This is a genomic window from Mycobacterium sp. M26 (genome assembly GCF_001494595.1).
GTDB lineage: Bacteria > Actinomycetota > Actinomycetes > Mycobacteriales > Mycobacteriaceae > Mycobacterium.
This window is the reverse complement of record NZ_LN929907.1, coordinates 1427778-1448231: the sequence shown is the minus strand read 5'-3', so window position 1 is coordinate 1448231 and position 20454 is coordinate 1427778. Positions and strand designations below refer to the sequence as shown.

Here is a 20454-nt window from a genome sequence, read left to right as displayed (position 1 = left end):
CGATCCGACGATGATTATGCACGACGGTGTTCCGAGATCCCTGGACGCCAAATTGACGGACACGCAGGGCAATTCGCGGCTAACGACGGCCGAGTAACCACGCCTCGCCGTCGGCCTCCGACGCCGCGATGACGTCGATGTCAGCAAAGACTCGTGTCAACTCGCCCTCGGCCACCCGGAAGGGCCCGGGCCGGGCACCGACCTCGCTGAGCGCGCTGATCGCCAGCAGACCTCCTGGCGCCAGCCGGTTGACGATCGCGTTGTCCAGCCGACGGTCCCGGAACTTATGGCAGATGATCACCGCCGCCGGCGGCCCGGCAGGCAGACCGCGGTCCAGGTCAACGACCTCGAAGCGGCATCGATCATCAACACCATTGCGCGCAGCCAATTCCCGTGCGCGTGCGACCGCGATCGGTGACACGTCGACACCCAGCACCTGAAGACCGCGCCGGGCCAGCCACACCGAAGCCGCACCCTGCCCACAGGCCAGGTCAAGCGCGAATCCCGTGACAGGGAAGGCACTCTCGTGGGCGGCGAACGGGCCCGGCGGCCCCACCGGGCCCGGCTCGCGGTCCGCATACCGCTCATCCCAGCGAACACGATCCTCATCGGCCATCAGAAGACGGTAGCGGGTGATTGACGGCGCACCGATGTGGGTACGCACTCTGCGACCGATGACCCCTGCCCCGAGGACAACCGTGTCGCATTCCATCCCCCAGGCCCAATCTCAGTGGCTGTCGAAATCCGCCGCCCAGACCCGCGGATCGGACAAGGACGAAGTCCAGTTCCACTACGACATCTCCAACGAGTTCTTCAAACTCTGGCAGGACCCCACCCAGACCTACAGTTGCGCCTACTTCGAGCGCGACGACATGACGCTGGAAGAAGCCCAGATGGCCAAGGTGGACCTGGCGCTGGGCAAGCTGGGCCTGCAACCCGGCATGACCCTGCTCGACATCGGCTGCGGCTGGGGGTCGACGATCATGCGGGCGGTGGAGCGCTACGACGTGAACGTCATCGGCTTGACGCTCTCGGAGAACCAGCGCCGCCACATCGAGGAGCACTGGTTTGCCAATTCGAAGAGCCCGCGCCACAAGGAAGTTCGCCTACAGCCATGGGAGGAGTTCGACGGCAGAGTGGACCGGATCGTGTCCATCGGCGCCTTCGAGCACTTCGGCTTCAACAAGTACGACGACTACTTCAAGAAGACGTTCAGCTGGCTGCCCGACGACGGAGTGATGCTGCTACACACGATCATCATTCCCGAGGACGAGGAGATCAAAGCCAAGGGCCTACCGCTGACGATGTCGCGGGTGCGGTTCATCAAATTCATCATGGACGAGATCTATCCGGGCGGCCGCCTGCCGCTGGCGTCCATGGTGCGCAAGCACGCGGTCAGCGCCGGTTATGCGGTGACCCGCGAGCAGCATCTGCAGCCGCATTACGCCCGGACGCTGGATACCTGGGCGTCGAACCTGGAGGCCAGGAGGGATGAGGCCATCGCCATCACCTCCGAGCAGATTTACGAGCGTTTCCACAAGTACCTGACCGGGTGCGCGGACCTGTTCCGTAGCGGCTACACCGATGTATGCCAGTTCACCTGCGAGAAGGCTGCCAGTTAAGGAGGTCCGTCACTCATGGCGGAAAGCAGGGCGGGGGCCACCCAATTGCGGCCGGCGTACGAAGACGTCCAGGCCCACTACGACATCTCGAACGAATTCTTCGGACTGTTCCAGGATCCGTCGCGCACCTACAGCTGCGCCTACTTCGAGCGTGACGACATGACGCTTGAAGAAGCCCAGATGGCCAAGATCGACCTGGCGCTCGATGAGTTGTACCTGCAGCCGGGCATGACGCTGCTGGACATCGGGTGCGGCTGGGGTTCGGCGATGAAGCGCGCCACCGAGCGCCACGACGTCAACTCGCTGGGATTGACGCTGAGCCGCAACCAGTGCGCCCTGGGCCAGCAGATCCTCGACGAGGTGGACACGTCACGCTCGCAGCAGATCCTGTTGCGCGGCTGGGAGGAATTCGACCAGCCGGTGGACCGGATCGTCAGCATCGAGGCGTTCGAGGCGTTCCCGAAGGACCGGTACGCGGCGTTCTTCGAGATGTGTCACCGGATCCTGCCCGAGGATGGCCGGATGGTGCTGCAGACGATCATGGGCCATCCGCTCAAGCGCTGGCCCGAGATGGGCATTCCGATCACGATGACCGATCTGAAGTTCATGCGCTTCATCGCCAAAGAGATCTTCCCCGGCGGTGCCGTGCCGTGTGACGACGATGTTGCCGAATTCGCCGGCCGGGCAGGTTTTTCCATCGAGAGCCTGAACTATTTGACGCCGCATTACGTTCGCACACTGGACATCTGGTCGCAGAAGCTGCAGGCCTCACGTGATCAGGCGATCGCTGCGACGTCGGAGGAGATCTACGACCGCTATATGCGCTATCTGATCGGCTGCTCGGACTTCTTCAACCGCGGGGTGTCCGAGGTCGGCCAGTTCACCCTGGTCAAGCAGTAGTCAGGCCGCACCGAAGACCAGCGCCGCGTTGTGGCCGCCGAGGCCGAACGAGTTGGTCAGGGCATACCGGTAGTTCCCGCGGCGCGGCCGGTCGACAACGACGTCGAGGCCAACGTCGGGGTCGAGGTCCTTGACGTTGCGGGTGGCCGGGATGACGCCGTCACGCAGGGCTTGCACGGTCAGCACGGCTTCAACCGCGCCGGCAGCACCCAACGAATGGCCCAACGCCGCCTTGGGTGCGTAGACGGCGGGGTCGCGCCCGGCCAGAGCACGCCGAATCGCTTGCGCCTCAGCCAGATCCCCGAAGGACGTGCCGGTCGCGTGGGCGTTGATGTGGTCGATGTCGCCCGGCTGCAGCCCGGCCAGATCGACAGCGCGGATGATCGCGTCGGCGGCGCGATGGCCGGCCGGGTCGGGCCGCAGCTCGTCGTAGCCGTCGCAGTTCGTCGCCACCCCCATCAGCCGGCCGATGATCGGCGCCCCGCGCGCCCGGGCGTGTTCCTCGGTTTCGATCAGCATCAGCGCACCGCCCTCGGCCAGCACCATGCCGTCGCGGTGCCGGTCGAACGGGCGGCACGCGCCCGGCGGGTCGTCGTTGTTCGTCGACAGCAGGCCCAGGCCACTGAACGCGGCAACCGGGACGGCCTCGACCCAGGTCTCGACTGCGCCGCAGATCGCGACGTCAGCCTCACCGAGGATCAGGCGCCGCCAGGCTTCGGCGATCGCACCGGCGCCGGAGGCATCGCCCATCACCGGGGTGATCACCCCGGCTTTCGCCTGCCGTTCCAGACCCACTGCGGCCGCAGGCGCATTGGGCATGAACATCTGCACGGCCAGCGGGGACATCGCGCGCAGACCGCGTTTCTCCCAATCGCCGTATTGCAGGGCGATCTCCTCGGTGGTGCCCAGCGCCAGGCCGATCGAGACCGTCAGCCGGGCGGTGTCGACCTCGGGTGACCCGGCCTGATCCCACAGCCGTCGGCCCAGGACGGTGGCCATCTTGCCCAGGTAGGACAGTCGGCGCAGTTCCACCCGGTTGAGGTGCTCGTCGAAGTCCTCGCGCAGCGGTCCGCCGATGCGCACCGGGGACTCGTACTCGCGGGTGAACCACTTGTCCAGCGGGCGGATGCCGCTACTGCCCTCCAGCAGCTGCTGCCAGGTCTCCTCGGCATCGCTGGCCAGGGCCGTCGTCGAGGTCATCGCGGTCACGACGACGTCGACCAGTCCTTCACCGGTGCGCAACGCAGCCATCCCGGCTCATCCCCTCCAGTCGCGTCTTTGACGCGTGGGGTTCCCCGTTCGGTGGGAAAGTACGCCTGCTGGCGGGCCGATCAGGCTCTGTTGCGAGAATGAGGGCCGGACCACGACGAAGGGACGACGGTGTTCTCGGGAATCTTGATCGACAAGGGCGAATCAGGGCAGACGGTCGCCGTCGCCGACCTCGACGAGGCGCAGCTGCCCGAGGGTGACGTCACCGTCGACGTGGAGTTTTCCACCCTGAACTACAAGGACGGCCTGGCCATCACCGGGAAGTCGCCGGTGGTGCGCAAGTTCCCGATGGTGCCCGGTATCGACCTGGCCGGGGTGGTCACTGACAGCTCCCACGCGGCGTTCTCGGCCGGTGACCGGGTGGTGCTCAACGGTTGGGGTGTTGGCGAGACGCACTGGGGCGGCCTGGCCCAGAAGGCGCGGCTGTCCGGCGATTGGCTGATCCCGCTTCCGTCGGCATTCGACTCCCGGCAGGCCATGGCGATCGGCACCGCCGGCTACACCGCCAGCCTGTGCGTCGATGCGCTGCTCAAGCACGGCGTCACCCCGCAGCAGGGTGAGATCCTGGTGACCGGCGCGACCGGCGGGGTGGGCAGCATCGCGATCGCCCTGTTGAAGAAGGCTGGGTTCAGTGTGGCTGCCGCGACCGGAAAGGCCTCGGAGACAGACTATTTGGAGTCACTGGGCGCGACGACGGTGATCGACCGTGCCGAGCTGGGGGCACCGGGCAAGCCGCTGCAGAAGGAACGCTGGGCCGGCGCGGTGGACACCGTCGGCAGTCACACACTCGCCAATGTGTGCGCCCAGACCCGATACGGCGGAGCGGTCGCGGCGTGCGGGCTGGCCCAGGGCATGGACTTCCCGGCCTCGGTCGCCCCGTTCATCCTGCGCGGGGTGTCCCTGCTGGGTATCGACAGCGTGATGGCGCCGAAGGCGCCGCGGCTGGCAGCCTGGGAGCGGCTGGCGCGCGACCTGGATCCGGCCGCCCTGGAGTCGATCGTGCGCGAGATTTCGCTGGCTGAGGCCATCGCCGCCGCAGGTGAGCTGATGGACGGCACGGTGCGGGGACGGATCGTGGTCGACGTCAATCGCTGACGTCACAGTGGTGATTGGCCCCCGGGCTGCTATGCTGGGCACAACGCTGGCGTCGCAACGCGCTCGCCAGTACGTCGTGAAACACCTTCACTTCACCGGCCGCAAGGCCGAGTTCAGCTGATTGTGCCTCTCAAGCACACAGTCTCGCGGCGATCGATTTTGCCCACCGGCAATCTCGCCACTTTTTATTGCCTGAAAGGCAGCATGACAACCGAAGCAACCTTTGCCGGTCTCGGCGTGCCCGCACCTCTGGTGCGCGCGCTGGCCGACAACGGCATCACCTCCCCCTTTCCGATCCAAGTCTCGACCCTGCCGGACACCCTGGCCGGGCGTGACGTGCTGGGCCGCGGCAAGACCGGCAGCGGCAAGACGCTGGCGTTCTCCATCCCCCTGGTCAGCAGGCTGTCCGAGGTCACGCGGCGTTCGTCGCGCCCCGCCGGACTGGTGCTGGCCCCCACCCGTGAGCTGGCTACCCAGATCACCGCGACGCTGACCCCGCTGGCCCAGGCCTACGGGCTGCAGGTCACCACCATCTTCGGTGGCGTTCCGCAGGGCAAGCAGGTCAAGGCCCTCCGGGACGGCGCCGACATCGTCGTCGCCTGCCCGGGCCGGCTCGAAGACCTGATGCGCCAGAAGCTGATCAGCCTCGACGCCGTCGAGATCACCGTGATCGACGAGGCCGACCACATGGCCGACCTCGGCTTCCTGCCCGGAGTCACCCGCATCCTGGCCGCCACTCCCGGCGGCGGACAGCGCCTGCTGTTCTCGGCGACCCTGGACAACGGTGTCGACAAGCTGGTCAAGCGATTCCTGCGCAATGAGGTCACCCACGCGGTGGACTCGGACACCTCGCCGGTCGACGCCATGACCCATCACGTGTTCCACGTCTCCGGTGTTGAGGCCAAGAAGCAATTGGTGCACACGCTGGCCTCGGGCAGCGGTCGCCGAATCCTGTTCCTGCGCACCAAGCATCACGCACGCAAGCTGGCCAAGCAGCTCACCGAGGCGGGTATCCCGTCAGTTGACCTGCACGGCAACCTGTCTCAGCCTGCGCGTGACCGCAACCTCGCGGCATTCACCGCCGGGACGGCACGAGTGCTGGTGGCCACCGATATCGCCGCGCGCGGCGTGCACGTCGACGACGTCGAACTGGTGGTGCACATCGACCCGCCCGCCGAGCACAAGGCTTACCTGCACCGTTCCGGCCGTACCGCACGCGCCGGTAACAGCGGTGACGTGGTGACCGTGGTCCTGCCCGAGCAGCGCCGCGACACCCAGGCGCTGCTGCGCCGCGCCGGTATCAAGGTTGAGCCGCAACAGGTTTCGGCTGATTCCGAATCGGTTCAGGCACTGGTCGGTGAGGTCGCTCCGTACCAGGCACCGCCTGCGGTCGCCGCCCCGGCTGCGCAGCAGCAGCGGCGCTCCGCTTCGTCAGCACAAAACCGTCCGCGCAATGGCGGACAGCCCGGCCGTCGGCGTGCCCGTCGGCCTCGTTCCAGGGTTGGGACGAACTAGATTTCGCGCCGGCGGACCCGCCGGGCGAACACTGGGTGTCGCAAGCAGGCATCCATCTGAATGAGAGAAGAAAGATAGATGGCACAGGGAACTGTGAAATGGTTCAACGGCGAAAAGGGCTTCGGCTTCATCGCTCCTGACAGTGGCGAGCAGGATCTGTTCGTGCACTACTCCGAGATCCAGGGCAACGGCTACCGTTCGCTCGAGGAGAATCAGCGTGTGCAGTTCGAGGTCGGCCAGGGCCCCAAGGGTCCGCAGGCGACTCGGGTGTCCGCGGTCTGATCGGACCACAGACCACACCAAGGGCTGGTACGGCGATGCCGTGCCAGCCCTTGGCATTTGGTCAGCTGGTGGTCTCCGGCGCGGCGTTCTGTTCACACGCTGCGCGTACCACCCGGTCGGCGGCCTGATACTCGGCACTGTCCAGTTCGGACAGTGGCACCGGCATCCCTGCGGCGCGGCGCAGCACCATCACACTCAGCGGAGCCATGGTGGTGTGCGGGATGACGAGGATACGCGCGGTGCCCTTCTGGCCGACCACGGCCATGATGCGCTGACGGCTGTCATTCCAGCGCATCTTGGCCAGCGCACTGGAGCTGTGGGTGTTCATCATGGGTGCACCCGCGGTGGCCGACCAGTTGATGCTGATATCGAGGATCTCGCCGAGGGCAGGGTGCAGGGCGTGGATCAACTCGGGTAGCTCTTTGGCCAGCGAGCCGGTGTGTGGCCACCAGGCGCCGTCGATGTCACCGCCGAGCGTGGGATTGAGGGTCAGCCGGACCGGACTAGCGGTCCGCCGCGACCCTCGCATGCCGTTCACAAGGTCGTATTCGGGGCGGGGCGGTCGGAGAACACGGGGTAGTGGACGGGCCCGCTGTCGGTGTCGTAGACGACCTCGGTGGACTCGGCAGGCTGGGAGAAGAGTTCGGAGCGTTCCATTCGAGGATCCTCACGCCATTGAAAGGCCATCACCGCTACTGCGGGACGGGCCATTCCTGACAGTACACCCGGGGCTCAGACGTCAGCGCCGCGGTGCTTCGACGAGTTCCTTGATGGTGGCGGCAATCGTCGACAGCGTGTTCTTGTCCCGAGTGGACAACGTGAGCACGAACCCGCCCTGGATCAGGGCCAGTACCGACTCCGCCAGGTCCTCCGTCGAGCGGTCGGTCCGAATGTCGCCGCGTTCCTGGCCGGCGATCAGCAAGGTCGCGATCTGACCCTTCCAGGTGCCGATCTGGGTGGCCAGGTGGTCGCGGAAAGCGTCAGACGTCGCGGCGACCTCGGTGGAGAATTTCCCAGTGAGACAAGCGGTTTGGAATCCGGACTTCACATAGCCCTGGGCGACGTCTTTGAAGTAGCCGGTGAGCTGATCCGCCGTGGACAGGTTCTTCTTGGCGTACCACTTCTCGAAGAGTTCCGCCTGAAACAGGGTGTAGCGGTCCAGGACGGCGTGGGCGAAGGCGTCTTTGGAGCCGAAGTGGTGATAGAAGGAGCCCTTCGGCACACCGGCGGTGGCCAGCACCGCATCGATGCTGGTGCCGTGGAAGCCCTTCTCGAAGAACAGCTGCATCCCGGCACGTAGCAGCCGCTCCTTGTGGGAGAGGACTGCCTGGTCGGTGGCCATGACCCCAGCATAGGGCCTGATCGCGGTCCTGTGGACCAAGTGGGCTAGACCACACAGTCTAGACTGATCGGTCTAGACCGTTTAGTCTAGCGAGGACGGCCCGGCACCGCGGGTTCGTGGGAATTGACCAGGTAAGGGAGGCGATCATGGTCGCCATTTCGGGAGCCGGGTTCTCGCCGGCACGGTTCATCGGCTGGGTCTTCACGCTGGTTCGCCCGGCGCAGCGGGTGCAACAAGCACCTCGTCCGGCGAAGGACCATGTTCCGCCGCTGCGCTCGAGCTTCATGGAGCAGGCCTCGATGTCGCGGGAGATGCACCGGCTGTAGTCGGCTCTGTTCACGCCAGATTGAGCCCACGCAGACCGCCACTCGCACGTTGTCGGCGTGAGTACAGTCTCGGCGAGTCGGCGCGCGCTATCGTCTCGGGATGCCCGCACCGCAGAAGAGCAGTGGTCGCGCACCCCGGCTGGCCGGGCCCCGGGATGTGACCACCCCGTTCCGGCAAGCCCGCGAGTTCCTGCGCCAGCCGGCCGAACACCACGACGAACTTCCGCTGGCGCGGCCCACCCTGGCGGTGGCCCGGCAGGTCTTCAACGACGAACTCGTGATCCTGGGCATGCGGCTGTTCACCCCGGTCGGCGATGCGCAGACCCCGCAACGCATCGACCGGGAGGTCGACGAAGCGCTGCAGTTCTACGGCGACAAAGGCTGGCTGGACAACCCCGAGGGCTTCTTCGAGACTCCCCCGCCGCTGACCGACGTGGCGATCCAGCCCGTCACCGTGCGCCGCACCCCGATGCAGAAGATCTTGTTCGACAGCAGCTACGAGCCGCGCGAGGGTGAGCCGGGCAGGCAGCGGTGGCTGGACTACACCGCCAACCGCCGCGAACACGCCCTGCTGCTGCGCCACCCCGACCCCCGCCCGTGGGTGGTGTGCGTGCACGGTGCGCTGATGGGTCGCGGATCGGTGGATCTGCGACTGTTCCGCGCTCAGCATCTGCATCAGCACCTCGGCCTCAACGTCGTGCTGCCGGTAATGCCGCTGCACGGCCCGCGGAAGGCCAAGGGTGCGGCGTGGCCAGGGCAGGACGTCCTCGATGACGTGCACGCCGCCGCGCAGGCGGTGTGGGACATCCGCCGGGTCATCTCCTGGATTCGCAGCCAGGATCCCGACGCGAAGGTCGGCATCAACGGCATGTCACTGGGCGGCTATGTCAGCGGCTTGGTCGCCAGTGTGGAAGAGGGTCTGGCGTGTGCGGTGCTGGGCGTGCCGGTGGCCAACCTGCTCGAGGTACTCGGCGGCAACGGCGGCTTGAGTGCTGAGGATCCGCGACGTCAGACCCTGGAGAAGGCGATGCCGCTGGGCCGCATGGTCTCCCCGCTGTCGCTGACCCCGAAAGTGCCGCCGACGGCCCGCTTCATCTACGGGGGTCTGGCCGACCGGCTGGTGAATCCCCGCGAACAGGTACTCAAGTTGTGGGAACACTGGGGTCGCCCGGAAGTGATCTGGTATCCCGGCGCGCATACCGGGTTCTTCCGGTCACGGCCGGTGCAGGACTTCGTCGACGACGCGCTGCGCCAGTCCGGACTCGTCGGGCGTTAGTCGCGCACCACGGCGTCGGCTGCGGTGCACCGATCGTGGTGGTGCAGTTCGATATCGGTGGCGAACGCGCGCAGTGCGCTGCGCACGAAGCGCGCCGAACCGTCCGGATGCCGGCACGATCCGCGGCCGTCGACCAGCCGGGTGATGCGCCGGATTTCCTTCACCACAGCATCATTGGCGCGACCGTAGGCCAGCTCGTCGACCAGCTGCGCCAGTCGCGGTAGGCCGTTGCGGCACGGACCGCACTGACGCGCGCTCTCGTCAGCCAGGTAGCCGACGATCTCAGCGGTACGCGCCAGACCACATTCGGTGCGACCCAGGGCGTGGATGATGCCCGCGCCGGGACTCGCCCCGAGCTCCTTCAATCCGGCCCTCGACAACCGCGCCCCAGCGAACGCTTCTGCGGGAAGCCAACTTCCGTGATATCCGCCGACGAGCACCGCGGACACCCCGCGCGGATCGATGAGATCGGACAGCGGTGTGCCCGTCGGAACTTCAAGGACACCCTGGTTGTCGAGTGCTCCCGACAGGGTGACCAACATGGTGCCGGGCTCGTCGCGGTCGCCCACCGACCGGAACCAGTCCGCACCGTAGCGGGCGATGAGGGCGATATGCGCCAGCGTCTCCACATTGTTGACCAGGGTCGGGTTTCCCCGCACCCCGGAGACGGCCGCCACGACAATGCGACCCCTCGGCAGCGCCGGGCCGCCCTCGATACGCCGGACAACGGCCGACTCCTCGCCGGCAACGAAGGTGTCCGGCGCCTCGATCACCGTGATCCGATTCGGCCGTTCGGCAAGGGCTTTGGTGACCGCCGGCACAGCGTCGGCGTGCACGTACAGGTATACCTTGTCGGCGTCGATGGCCGCGGCGGCCGCTTCGAGTCCGTCGATCACGAGGTGCGGTGCCCGGGTGAGCAGCAGGGCGTCCTTGCGGCTGAGCGGTTCACCTTCGGCACCGTTGCCGACGAGAACCGGTTTACGTCCGGTGATCGTGGCCATCTTGCGTGCGGTGGGGAACCCGGCTCCACCGCGACCGGACAGGCCGGCCGCCTCGACGGCGGTGATCAGGTCCGCGCCGATCTCGGGCAGCGGGCCGAAATGCTGCTGGTGGTCGGTGAACCCGGGGCCGTGGGCGCCGAGCAGTCGAGCGTCACGCATCGGCGTACTCGGTGAAGTTGGACCGCAAGCGCCACACCAGGCTGGCGGCCACGATCAGCGCACAGCAGCCGGCGAAGGCCAGAAACCAGATGCGGTCGGTGTCGGTGCCGTTGCCCAGGGCGTGGGCCATCGCGATCGGCCACAGCAGATAGGTCACCCAGTGGATGACGCGAAAAACCCTCAACCCCAACCGTTGGCGCAAGAGGCTGGTGATGATCACGACAAGGAGCACGTCGAAGGCGACAGTGCCCAGCCCTTGCCACAGCGGGCGATAGGCGCCCAGGAATGGCACCACGAAATCGATCAGACGCAGTTTGGCGTAGGGGTCCATGAACAGCAGACCCATGTGCAGCAACACCAACAGCGTTGCAGCCAGGGCAACGAAGCGGTGCACGTCGGCGACGGCGAAGCGCGGCAGCGCCACCAGCGGGCGTCCCGACCGGGTGGCGATACCCAATGCCACCGAGATGGTCATGAATGCCAGCGCGACGATGCCGTTGCCACGGCCCAGCGCCCACAGCGCCTCACTGGTCATGAGCCGCGCGAGACCGTGACGTGCGGGGAGAAGTTGTTGCCGCCCGACACCGTCCCGCCCCCGCTGGGGACGTGGCTCTTGCGGATCGGGAACGATGACTGACCCGAAGACGAAGACGAAGACGAGGGCGGCTGGGTGACCACCGGCGCCTGCTGCTGAACCGGTGCCTTCGGGGTGTAGGTCGGTGTGTAGGCGGGGGTGTAGGTCTGCACCGGCGCCTGCTGGACCGGAGCCGGGGCGGCCACGGGCTCGGGAGCCGGTGGCGGTCGAGGACCTCGGGGGCGGGCACCTCAGCCACCGGCGGCGGCTTGTAAGTGTCGGCGTAGGCGAGGGCCGAGGCGCCGGCGACGCCGGCGACGCCGATTCCGGCCAGTGTCCAGGAGGCGACGGCGGCCCGGCGGAACCCGGAACGAGGTGTGCTCATGCCCTTGAGAGTGGCAGCCGATTTTTAGGGCGCTCAAAGAACTCGCTATGTGCCCGCTAGGTGGTGACGAAAGGCCTTAATGACTGCTCTGACCGTGGCTTTTGTCCCGATCCGTGCCATTGTGGAAAGAGTGAGCACCTGGGACGACACCACAGCAGAGTCCGGCGAGTACAGCATCGACGACGACAACCAGCTGCAGCCGGAGGACACCCTGATCGACCGCGGCGTGGACGACATCCTCGATGAGGGCATCTCGCCACCGGAGCGGCCGTACGGCAAGACCGTGCTGGACCATCCGGGCAAGGAGACGCTCGACGAGCTGCTGGCCGAGGAGGAGCCCGACCCGCTCTCCCGGATCAACAATGTGCTCGATGAGATGGAGCGCGAGCGCTCCGACGACGCCGAGCGCGAGACGGAGTTCCCGGCGGACGACGAGGTGGGCCGGGCCCGCTCGGGCCGACTGGTGGCCTCGAATCTGGGCTTCGGTGAGGACGACGATGCCGAACTGTTCGCCTCCGACGTCGGCATCGACGGGGGCGCGGCCTCCGCCGAGGAAGCCGCGATGCACATCATCAGCGACGAGGACTAAGCCGCCAAACACGAAGCGAGGGTGCGCCATTGGCGCACCCTCGCTTGTTCATGGAGCTACACGCCTTGCTGCGCAGCTGTGATGACGGCCGGATCGAGCAGGTGCTGGGTATCGCCATCGAGGATGGACGTCACCGAGCCGCCGGTGATCTTCCGCTGGATCTTGTCGATCACGACATTGGTTCCGGTCAGCGAGCCGGTATGCGAGCCGGTCACGGTGAGGTTGACGTTGTAGTTGATCAAGTTGCCCTTGGAATACGTATCCGTGGACTCGGTGCCGTTGATGACCATCCCGTCCTCGTTGACGTAATCGGTGTACACCACGGTGCGAACGGTGTGACCCGGTGTCGTCGTCGAGTCCTCGGTGACGACGGCGGTACCGCCGGCTGTGCTGGTGTAGGTGCCGGTTGCTGGGAGCGGCGGCGCGCTGGGGACATAGCTGGACAGCAGCGGGGCACCGCTGGGTGACCACGGCGATTCGCTCCAGTTCCAGTTGGCCTGGTCCGGCGTCAGATTGTCACCCACCACACCGCCGACGCTGGTGGTGTACTTCAGGTTGGCGACCACAAGCCGGGACTGTGTCTGGTCCGCCAGAGCGGTCTCCCAGAACGTCACGGCTGAGCCGTCAGTGCTCCAGCTGGGCATGCTGCGGGCATTCCAGCCGTCGCCGTTGACGAACAGCGGAATTCCGTCGATGCCCTTGAGCTCGTCGGCCTGCGAGACGATCCACTCCTGGTTGGAGACATTGATAGGAGTCGCGTACGCCTGATACACGGTGCCCTGGATGTAGGCGGGTAGGAACGCCGGTCGCACAATTCTGTCGATCGGCGACAGCGCGTTGTATGTGCCGCCTCGGGTACTGCCGATAGCAATCCACTGTTGGTTCGGGGAGTAGTCCATGTCCTCGTCGTATTCGAGGTTGGCGGTGACGCGGCTGACTTTTCCGGTCGCCAGGTCGACGACGATGTCGTCGACATTGCCCTGCTCGTAGGTGCCGCCCAGGATGACAACGCCCTTGCCGTCCGGTGTCCACTGTTTGGCCTCGCCGGTCGGATAGATCACCCGCGCGTCGGTGATCTGGTACTCGGCTGCACCGGTGGTCGCGTTGGTCGTGCGGGTCAAGGTGCCCACGATCGGGACGGCATAGATGCCGGCGTTGTACGGGTTACTTGGGTTGCCGACGGCCTGGATCTGGGTGAAGACCACGTGAGTACCGTCCGGGCTCGGCCGCATTTCGCGTTGCTTGTCGATGGCAAGAGTGCCCGATGCCGGCGTGACGACCGGGACGATCTGCGCTCCGTTGATGCCGTTTTCGTAGATGACGTGCGTGTAGTTGCCCACGGTGGGAACCGACTGGAACAGGATGCGGCCGGATCCGTCGGCGAAGGGCACGGGCTTCAAGAAGTTGTTGGTGATGGTGGTGGCGACACCGCATGTCAGGCAGATGACGTCGGTGCCGTCGGTGTTGATCTGGTAGATCTCCTGGCGGCCGCCTGCACTCGGGGTGGCGGCGAACAGGATGGTCGATCCGTCCGCGGAGAACCGCGGTGTCTTCGGGTTGACGACGCCGGCCGGCATGTCCAGGATCACCCGTTGGATCGTCGGGTTCAGTACCGATAGATCATCGGTGGTCGTCGCGCTGTGCGAGCTGAAGGGCATCAGGATGTTGAACTTGCCGTCGGTGACCGACACAGAGAACGAATCTGTCTGCACCGCGGTGTAGTCAATGTTGTTGGGCGTGTAGGTGAAGTCGCCGGTGGATTGGTCGATGGTCAGCGTGCCGTACTGCGGCCCCTGGGTCACCGTGTAGGTCAGCGCATCGCCTTCGGCATCGGTCGCACCGAGCTTGCCCGACAATGTTTGGCCGGTCTGCACGGTCGTATTCGAGTCGTAGGTCATCGTCGGCGCCTGGTTGAACAGGTCCCGGCGAACCCAACCCATGAAGGCCCACACCATCGGAACGATCGGGCCGGGCGTGGTGGGCGGCGGGTTGAGGAACGGGTTGAGCAGCTGCGTGATGGCGTTGTTGATCACCACGATCGGGTCCGGAGTGGTTGCCTGAGCGGTGAGCGCGGCGGGAACACTCGACGCCGACGGCGTCGCGGCAAGGAGTGCGCTGCGCAGGCTCGTGCCGTGTGCTTCTGTCGTCGTCGTAGCGGCGGATGCCGTCGTCGTGGCAGCAGCCGACGCCGTCGTCGACTTCGACACCACCGTCGCTGCCTTGACCGTGGACGTTGTGGAAGAAGCCGCTTCGGCGGCACTCGTCTGGGCGCCCCCGCTGCTGGTCACGACACCGGATCCGGTGCTCTCGGTCGACGTCGTGGCGGAGGCTTTCGACGTGCGCGACGCTCTACTCTTGGCAGTGCCGGTGGTGCGGGTGCCCGCGTGCGCGGATCCGTCACCGGAGCTGGATCCAGCAGATGAGGAGGCCGACGACGACGAATCCGAGGAGCCCGTCGCATCGGCTGCAGCGACCCCGTGCCCGGTGGCAACCGCGCCGGTCAGCCATGCAGCGACCGCGATACCGCCGTACGCCCCGACCTTCGCCGCGTTACGCGCCGCCTTGCGACGCGACTTCCGATTCCCTGGAGCGGCGACTGGCAGCAGATTGGCAGGTGGGCGGACAGCGGTCATGGCTCGGCTCCCGGTTTAATTGGTGTGACGTACTTAATACGATTTAGTTGGTGTGACGAACTTAATAGCAGCCCGCTGATGGCGGAGTCAAGGAGGTTGTGCTGAAACCGGTGGATTCGGTGCGTCAAAGCAGACAGGTTGCGCGCCTGCTGCAGCGGCAACGCGTCGTGCATCTGTTGCGGACCTCGGGCCCGCTGGCCAGGGCTGACCTGGCTGAACGGCTGGGACTCCCCCGGCCGTCGATCACCGCGATCGTGGCCGAACTCATCGATGACGGCACCCTCGTCGAGCTGGAGTCGCGCATCGAGGGTTCGGGTATGCGGGGCCGCCCACGCATCCTGCTCGACTGCAACCCGCAGGCTCGGCGGGTCCTGGGAATTCAGATCGACGCCATCAGGGCTCGGGTCATGCTCGCGGATGCGACCGGCAACATCTCACAGCAGAACCAGACGCCAACGGGAGACCGGGAGCCCTCCGCCGTCATCCGCTCGATCATCCGGATTGCCAAGAAGCTGATCGAAGACTCTGACGGGGGCCGGGTCTCTGCTGCCGGCGTCTGCATCCCCGGCCTCGTCGACGACGACACCGGGCTGGTCGTCGTCTCTCACGATCTCGGCTGGACCAATATCGAACTCGGCAAGCTCATTTCGCGCGAGCTCGGCATCCCGACGGCAGTCCAGGACTCCACCAAGGCCATCACTCTGGCCGAGACCATCGCCGGCGAGGCACGAGAGGCGCGCTCTGCAGTCGTCCTCGATCACGGCGGCCGGTTCGGTATCGGACTGATCATCGACGGCCGGCCGTACAGCGGCTCGACCGGAGTGGCGGGTGTGATCGGGCATGTCCCGGTCTACGGCAGCACCGCGCAGTGCCGATGCGGCCGGGTCGGGTGCGTCGAAGCGGATATGTCCCTGTATGCGATGCAGGCCGCCGCCCCCGAAACGACGGGCCTGACCTATGAGGATGTCGACGTCGACGAGCTGCGCCAGAAGGCGGCGAACAGCACGACGCGTCAGCAAATCATCGCTGACGTGGTCGATCGCGTCGCTCACACCGCACTGCTGGTGGAGTCGCTTCTGGACCCCGAGCTGCTGATCATCGCCGGGATGATCGTCGAGTTCGATGATCTGGCAACGGCTTTGGAGGCACGGATCGAGGAGTTACGGCCGCCCGAACGTCAGGGCCGCACCACCACCGTGCGATCGAAGATCGGCCGCGATGCCCCCATCTCCGTCATCGTGGCGCTGCAGCAACTCGATCCGGACATCGCAGGGATGATGCATACCTCCGGGGCTTGACCGAGGACTAACGCACCGCCCCGTTGATCACCGGCTTATCGATCATCCCCATCTCGACGCCCCACATGGTGGCGATGGTGCGGTACTCACCGGTCTCGATCAGATGCTCCAGCGCCCGCCGCAGTGGCTCGGCCAACCCGGAGTTCTTGGCCACCGGCCAGCCGTAGGGCGCCGAGTCGAACACCTCACCGGCGGCCTCGAGCTGACCACCGCTGGTCTTGATGGCGAATCCGGTCACCGGCGAGTCGGCCGACATCGCGTCGACCTCACCGGCCATCAGCGCAGCGTTCAGGTCGTCCTGGCGGGTGTAGACGACCTTGTCGATCGGCGGCTTCCCGGCCGCCACGCAGGCCTGACTCTTGGCCGGGACCTCGGTGGTCTCCTGGATCGCGGCATAGGCCACACCGACTTTCAGCCCGCACGCGTCGTCCGGATTCACCGGCGCACCGGGCCGCTGCGCCCACAGCGTGCCGGCCTGGAAGTAGGTGACGAAGTCGGCGGCGTCCTGGCGTTCCAGGGTGTCGGTGAACGAGGACATGCCGAGGTTGAAGTCACCGGCGCGCACCGACGGGATGATCGCCTCGAACGCGGTCTCCTTGTATTCCGGTGTCAGGCCCAGTGTTCGGGCGATGGCGTTCATCAGGTCGATGTCGAAACCGACGAGTTTGCCGTAGGCGTCGATGAATTCGTTGGGTGCATACGGGGTGTTGACCCCGACGACCAGTCGGCCGGTCTTGCGAATCGTGTCGGGCACGGTGGCCGCGATCTCGGGGACCGCGCCGGGTGGCGGCGGGGGCGCCTCGGAGGACGACAGCGCACCGGCCAGACTGGTGGGTGTACTGGATCCCCGATCGCTGCCGCTACGCCACTGCCAGGCCCCCACGCCGAACGCCGCGACCAGAAGGACTGACGCACCGATGGCCAGTAACGCCTTGCGGGGAAACCGGATTCGCTTGGCCGCAACGGCATGCCGACCGGAGGTCCCGCTCCTGCGGACGGGGGTGGTCAATGCCCGGCGGGCCGCGGCGGCCAGCTCACCGGCGCTGCGGTAACGCTGGTCGGGCTTCTTGGCCATCCCTTTGGCGACCACCTCGTCGAAGGCGGCCAGCCGCGGATCCTTGTCCGACGGCTTGGGGGCGGGTTTGCGGATGTGCCCGGCGATCTGCTGTTCCATGCTGTCTGCCGGGTAAGGCCGTGAGCCGGTGAGGCATTCGTAGAGCACACACGCCAGGGCGTAGATGTCGGAGCGCGGATCGGCCTGGCCGCCGTCGAACCGTTCGGGGGCCATGTAGGCCAGTGTGCCCAGTGTGCTTCCAGCGGTGGTCAATCCGTTCTCGCCGGCGGTGCGAGCCAGCCCGAAGTCGATGAGGTAGGCGAACTGCCGATCGGTCACCAGGATGTTGGACGGCTTGACGTCGCGGTGGATCAGGCCGGCGGCGTGCGCGGCATCCAATGCGTGGGCCACCTGCTCGACGATGGTGACCGCGTAGCCGGGGTCGAACGTCTTGGAGTCGGTGAGAGTGGAGCCCAGAGGACGGCCTTCGATGAGCCGCATGTCGAGATAGAGCCGGCCGTCGATCTCGCCGTAGCCGTGGATGGGCACCACGTGCGGTTCGTTGAGAGCGGCTGCGGCCTGCGCTTCGCGGCGGAAGCGTTGCTGGAACGTCTCATCCTCGGCGAGGTGGTGCGGCAGCACCTTGAGGGCCACGATGCGGTCGGTCTTGGTGTCGTAGGCGCGGTAGACCTCGCCCATACCGCCGCGGCCTATCAGCTCCCGCAGCTGATAGTGCCCAAATGGCGTGCCTTCCACCATCTACTCCTCGGCAGCGTTCGGTCGATTGAAGCTACCGCACGTCTGCCGAGGCTGCTGGTGGGTCCGTCGAGCTGTTACCCGGACGACGGCACCCAGTTGCCGTGGAATCCGGCCGGTACCCGGTGCGGGAGCTTGATGGAGGCGACGTCGTCGAGGGTCTGGGCATCGATGATCGCCAGTTCGCTGCGGTCAGTGGCCTGGTCGTAGACGTAGCCCATCAGCACGCCGTCATCCTCGGCCGCATCCGCCGAGCGCGGGTGAAAGACGAACTCGCCGACGATCTTCCCGTCGCCGAAGGCCCGGTGCAGCGATCCCGAGCCGACGAAGTCGTGCTTGATCAGGATGTCGCCGCCGCCGGTGTCGGCGAAAGCGGGCGCATACCCGTAGCGATGGCGCCGGCCCACCAGTCGCTCGTCGACCCGCGGGAACTCCTGTCCGCGGTCATCGATCCGGGACTCGCGAACCTTGCCGTCGGCGAGGTCGACCACCCAACGGTCCAGGGTGGGCGGACCCTCGTCGGGGCCCAGTAGTTGAGTGTCGAACATCTTCGGGTGCCGCACCACGTCGAGAACGATGGTGTCGCCGTCGTCGTAGGCGTTCATCGGATGAAAGACGTAGCAGGGCTCGACGTCGAACCAGCGGACGTCGGCGTCGCCGCCCTCGCGCGGCATCACCCCGACCCGGGCCGGGTAACGCGGATTCCACCGGTACGGGAACCGGCGGTCACTGTCCTTGGGTTTGGACTGGCGCGCCATGATCGGGTCAGGGATGCGGACCCGGCCGATCAACGCCGACAGCATCAGTCGGGCCGGCAGGCGCAGGGCCTTCGGCATCGTCATCTCGGCGGCCAGCACCGGATCGAAGGTGACCGGCAGGTCGTAGAGGATCACGTGTTTCTCGGTCAGCGAGAAATCATGCATCATCGGGCTGCCGGCCACCGTGATGTCCACAGTGCGGCGGGCGCGGCCGTCGACCCCGATCACCGAGTACTGCACGGTGTTGCCGCGTTCCATGCCGTAGGTGACCGCGTGCAATTCGCCGGTGTCCGGGTCGCGCTTGGGGTGGGCACTGAAGCCGCCCGGGAGCGTCCCCTCGAAATCACACACCCCGACGGTGTCGAGTTCGTCGGTCAATTCGTATTGCGCCACACCGGATTCGATGAGTGCGAGGGTCTTGCCGGCATGCCCGATGACATTGGTGTTGGCGCCCATCGTGGACACCTTGTAGTGCCCTTTCGGCTCGGGTTCGCCGAGCGCCCGGCAGGCCTGCGGGGCGCGCACGTACCGGTTGCGGTACCACTGTGCGGTGCCGTCGCGCAGCCGCAGACCGTGCACCATGCCGTCGCCGAGGAACCAGTGATACCGCTCCGGGTCGACCTCGCCGATCGGGTTCGGGCCGTTGCGCAGGTACCGGCCGTCCAGATAGTCCGGGATGTGGCCGACGACGTCGAGCTCGGTGAGGGTGTACTCCTCGGTCAAGGGTGCGTTGACGCCCTCGAGGTACTGGTTCACCATGACTGGAACCTCCCCATAACGGTGTTATGTGTGATCTGTATAACACTGTTATGGCAGGATCACAAGGGTGAGCACGCAGCGCGAGAAGTTGGTGGCCGCCGCGGTCGACCTGCTGGAACGCGACGGCGTGCAGGCCCTGAGCGTGCGCAACCTGGCCGCCGAACTGGGTACGTCGACGATGGCGGTCTACACGCACTTCGGCAATATGGCCGGACTGCTCGATGCGGTGGGCGCCGAAGCGCTGACCCGGTTTTCCGATGCACTGTCCGATGTTCCGCCGACCGATGACGCGGTCGCGGGCTTCTTTCTGCTCGGGCTGGCGTATCACCGGTTCGCGATGGCCAATCCGCAGCGCTACCAATTGATCTTCGGCACCGCGACCCCGGCTTCACTGCTGGCCGTCCGCAGCGATGTGACCGTGACCGGCCGGCCTACGACCCGGGCCGAGTGGGCGGTGTCCTTCGAGGGGCTGCATGCCTCGGTGCGGCGCATGATCGACGCCGGCCGCATCCGCGACGACGGCAGTCTGCCGATGGCGGCGCGGCTGTGGACGATGTGCCACGGCGCAGTCATGTTGGAGATGGCCGGCTACTTCGGCCACGAGGGGCACGGGCTCACCGAGATCCTCGGCCCGATGGCCATCGACATCCTGGTCGGAATGGGCGACGACCGCGAGAAGGCCACGGGATCGCTGGCCACCGCGGTGGAGCTGGCCGGCGGCTACTGATCCCGTCCAGCGCCTCGAGTGTGAATCCTCATACGGCGTCCACGGCGTGTTGCGTATGGCGATGCACAGTCGGCCATGACGGGGTTCTGTCGTCTCATTAAGTGAATGAATATTCTTCATTTCCTTGACGCCGC

The 20454-nt window shown here is 66.4% G+C and carries 22 protein-coding genes; 11 read left to right on the top strand and 11 right to left on the bottom strand.

The window, feature by feature from the left end:
• Positions 1–79: 79 nt before the first annotated feature.
• Positions 80–616 carry an SAM-dependent methyltransferase gene (locus BN3385_RS06865; protein ID WP_059016474.1) on the bottom strand — a complete coding sequence of 179 codons (537 nt, stop codon included), beginning with the start codon at positions 614–616 and terminating at the stop codon, positions 80–82.
• Positions 617–674: 58 nt separating this feature from the next.
• Here BN3385_RS06865 and BN3385_RS06860 point away from each other — a divergent pair, with 58 nt between their 5' ends.
• On the top strand, positions 675–1622 hold the full coding sequence (locus BN3385_RS06860) for a cyclopropane mycolic acid synthase family methyltransferase (protein WP_059015816.1): 948 nt from the start codon (positions 675–677) through the stop codon (positions 1620–1622).
• Positions 1623–1637: 15 nt separating this feature from the next.
• Entirely contained in the window at positions 1638–2522 is an 885-nt protein-coding gene (locus BN3385_RS06855) for a cyclopropane mycolic acid synthase family methyltransferase (RefSeq protein ID WP_059015815.1), read from the top strand.
• On the opposite strand, the gene BN3385_RS06850 is transcribed toward BN3385_RS06855, so the two are convergent.
• Positions 2523–3773 carry a KasA/KasB family beta-ketoacyl-ACP synthase gene (locus tag BN3385_RS06850; protein WP_059015814.1) on the bottom strand — a complete coding sequence of 417 codons (1251 nt, stop codon included), beginning with the start codon at positions 3771–3773 and terminating at the stop codon, positions 2523–2525.
• 129 nt (positions 3774–3902) lie between these two features.
• Here BN3385_RS06850 and acuI point away from each other — a divergent pair, with 129 nt between their 5' ends.
• The 3 genes from acuI (at position 3903) to BN3385_RS06835 (ending at position 6683) form a co-directional block, all read left to right on the top strand.
• The gene (gene acuI / locus BN3385_RS06845) at positions 3903–4886 is read left to right on the top strand and encodes an acrylyl-CoA reductase (NADPH) (RefSeq protein WP_059015813.1); all 984 of its coding nucleotides are present in this window, start codon (positions 3903–3905) and stop codon (positions 4884–4886) included.
• 204 nt (positions 4887–5090) lie between these two features.
• A complete protein-coding gene (locus tag BN3385_RS06840; protein ID WP_059015812.1) occupies positions 5091–6401 on the top strand; it encodes a DEAD/DEAH box helicase in 1311 nt (436 codons plus the stop codon).
• A gap of 78 nt (positions 6402–6479) precedes the next feature.
• Positions 6480–6683, top strand: a complete 204-nt coding sequence (locus BN3385_RS06835; RefSeq protein WP_059015811.1) for a cold-shock protein — start codon at positions 6480–6482, stop codon at positions 6681–6683.
• A 61-nt stretch (positions 6684–6744) separates the two neighbouring features.
• Here BN3385_RS06835 and BN3385_RS06830 read toward each other — a convergent pair whose 3' ends face one another.
• From BN3385_RS06830 to BN3385_RS06825, 3 genes are all read right to left on the bottom strand, one after another.
• Positions 6745–7212: a DUF5994 family protein gene (locus tag BN3385_RS06830; RefSeq protein WP_231748702.1), complete on the bottom strand. Its 468-nt coding sequence runs from the start codon at positions 7210–7212 to the stop codon at positions 6745–6747.
• A gap of 5 nt (positions 7213–7217) precedes the next feature.
• A complete protein-coding gene (locus tag BN3385_RS29175) occupies positions 7218–7340 on the bottom strand; it encodes a hypothetical protein (RefSeq protein ID WP_286141667.1) in 123 nt (40 codons plus the stop codon).
• 82 nt (positions 7341–7422) lie between these two features.
• The gene (locus tag BN3385_RS06825) at positions 7423–8025 is read right to left on the bottom strand and encodes a TetR/AcrR family transcriptional regulator (protein ID WP_231748654.1); all 603 of its coding nucleotides are present in this window, start codon (positions 8023–8025) and stop codon (positions 7423–7425) included.
• 146 nt (positions 8026–8171) lie between these two features.
• Between BN3385_RS06825 and BN3385_RS06820 the strand changes: the two genes are divergently transcribed.
• Together BN3385_RS06820 and BN3385_RS06815 are read left to right on the top strand one after the other, a co-directional pair.
• The gene (locus tag BN3385_RS06820; protein WP_059015809.1) at positions 8172–8351 is read left to right on the top strand and encodes a hypothetical protein; all 180 of its coding nucleotides are present in this window, start codon (positions 8172–8174) and stop codon (positions 8349–8351) included.
• Positions 8352–8451: 100 nt separating this feature from the next.
• Positions 8452–9627, top strand: coding sequence for an alpha/beta hydrolase family protein (locus BN3385_RS06815; protein ID WP_082690310.1), 1176 nt, complete (start codon positions 8452–8454; stop codon positions 9625–9627).
• Here the strand turns inward: BN3385_RS06815 and BN3385_RS06810 are convergent.
• From BN3385_RS06810 to BN3385_RS06800, 3 genes are read right to left on the bottom strand one after another with little or no spacing between them, the layout of a single operon-like run.
• Complete coding sequence (locus tag BN3385_RS06810; protein ID WP_059015808.1) at positions 9624–10787, bottom strand: NADH-ubiquinone oxidoreductase-F iron-sulfur binding region domain-containing protein; 1164 nt, start codon at positions 10785–10787, stop codon at positions 9624–9626. The genes BN3385_RS06815 and BN3385_RS06810 overlap by 4 nt on opposite strands.
• A complete protein-coding gene (locus BN3385_RS06805) occupies positions 10780–11322 on the bottom strand; it encodes a ferric reductase-like transmembrane domain-containing protein (protein WP_059015807.1) in 543 nt (180 codons plus the stop codon). Before BN3385_RS06805 ends, BN3385_RS06810 begins: the two co-directional genes overlap by 8 nt.
• Positions 11319–11567 (bottom strand): hypothetical protein, encoded by a 249-nt coding sequence (locus tag BN3385_RS06800; RefSeq protein ID WP_059015806.1) that lies wholly within the window; start codon positions 11565–11567, stop codon positions 11319–11321. The genes BN3385_RS06805 and BN3385_RS06800 overlap by 4 nt, the downstream gene beginning before the upstream one ends.
• Before the next feature lie 309 nt (positions 11568–11876).
• Between BN3385_RS06800 and BN3385_RS06795 the strand changes: the two genes are divergently transcribed.
• Positions 11877–12335, top strand: a complete 459-nt coding sequence (locus tag BN3385_RS06795) for a DUF5709 domain-containing protein (protein ID WP_059015805.1) — start codon at positions 11877–11879, stop codon at positions 12333–12335.
• A 56-nt stretch (positions 12336–12391) separates the two neighbouring features.
• Here BN3385_RS06795 and BN3385_RS06790 read toward each other — a convergent pair whose 3' ends face one another.
• Positions 12392–14545: an Ig-like domain-containing protein gene (locus BN3385_RS06790; RefSeq protein WP_231748653.1), complete on the bottom strand. Its 2154-nt coding sequence runs from the start codon at positions 14543–14545 to the stop codon at positions 12392–12394.
• On the opposite strand from BN3385_RS06790, the gene BN3385_RS28885 reads away from it, so the two are divergent.
• Together BN3385_RS28885 and BN3385_RS06780 are read left to right on the top strand one after the other, a co-directional pair.
• Positions 14508–14987: a hypothetical protein gene (locus BN3385_RS28885; RefSeq protein ID WP_156432610.1), complete on the top strand. Its 480-nt coding sequence runs from the start codon at positions 14508–14510 to the stop codon at positions 14985–14987. The two genes, BN3385_RS06790 and BN3385_RS28885, sit on opposite strands and share 38 nt — an antisense overlap.
• Positions 14988–15066: 79 nt before the next feature.
• Complete coding sequence (locus tag BN3385_RS06780; protein ID WP_231748652.1) at positions 15067–16266, top strand: ROK family transcriptional regulator; 1200 nt, start codon at positions 15067–15069, stop codon at positions 16264–16266.
• A 7-nt stretch (positions 16267–16273) separates the two neighbouring features.
• On the opposite strand, the gene stpK7 is transcribed toward BN3385_RS06780, so the two are convergent.
• Positions 16274–18076 (bottom strand): serine/threonine protein kinase StpK7, encoded by a 1803-nt coding sequence (gene stpK7 / locus BN3385_RS06775; protein WP_059016469.1) that lies wholly within the window; start codon positions 18074–18076, stop codon positions 16274–16276.
• Positions 18077–18153: 77 nt separating this feature from the next.
• Entirely contained in the window at positions 18154–19593 is a 1440-nt protein-coding gene (locus tag BN3385_RS06770) for a carotenoid oxygenase family protein (protein ID WP_197415136.1), read from the bottom strand.
• Between the two features lie 67 nt (positions 19594–19660).
• On the opposite strand from BN3385_RS06770, the gene BN3385_RS06765 reads away from it, so the two are divergent.
• Positions 19661–20320: a TetR/AcrR family transcriptional regulator gene (locus BN3385_RS06765; RefSeq protein WP_059015803.1), complete on the top strand. Its 660-nt coding sequence runs from the start codon at positions 19661–19663 to the stop codon at positions 20318–20320.
• Positions 20321–20454: the final 134 nt, after the last annotated feature.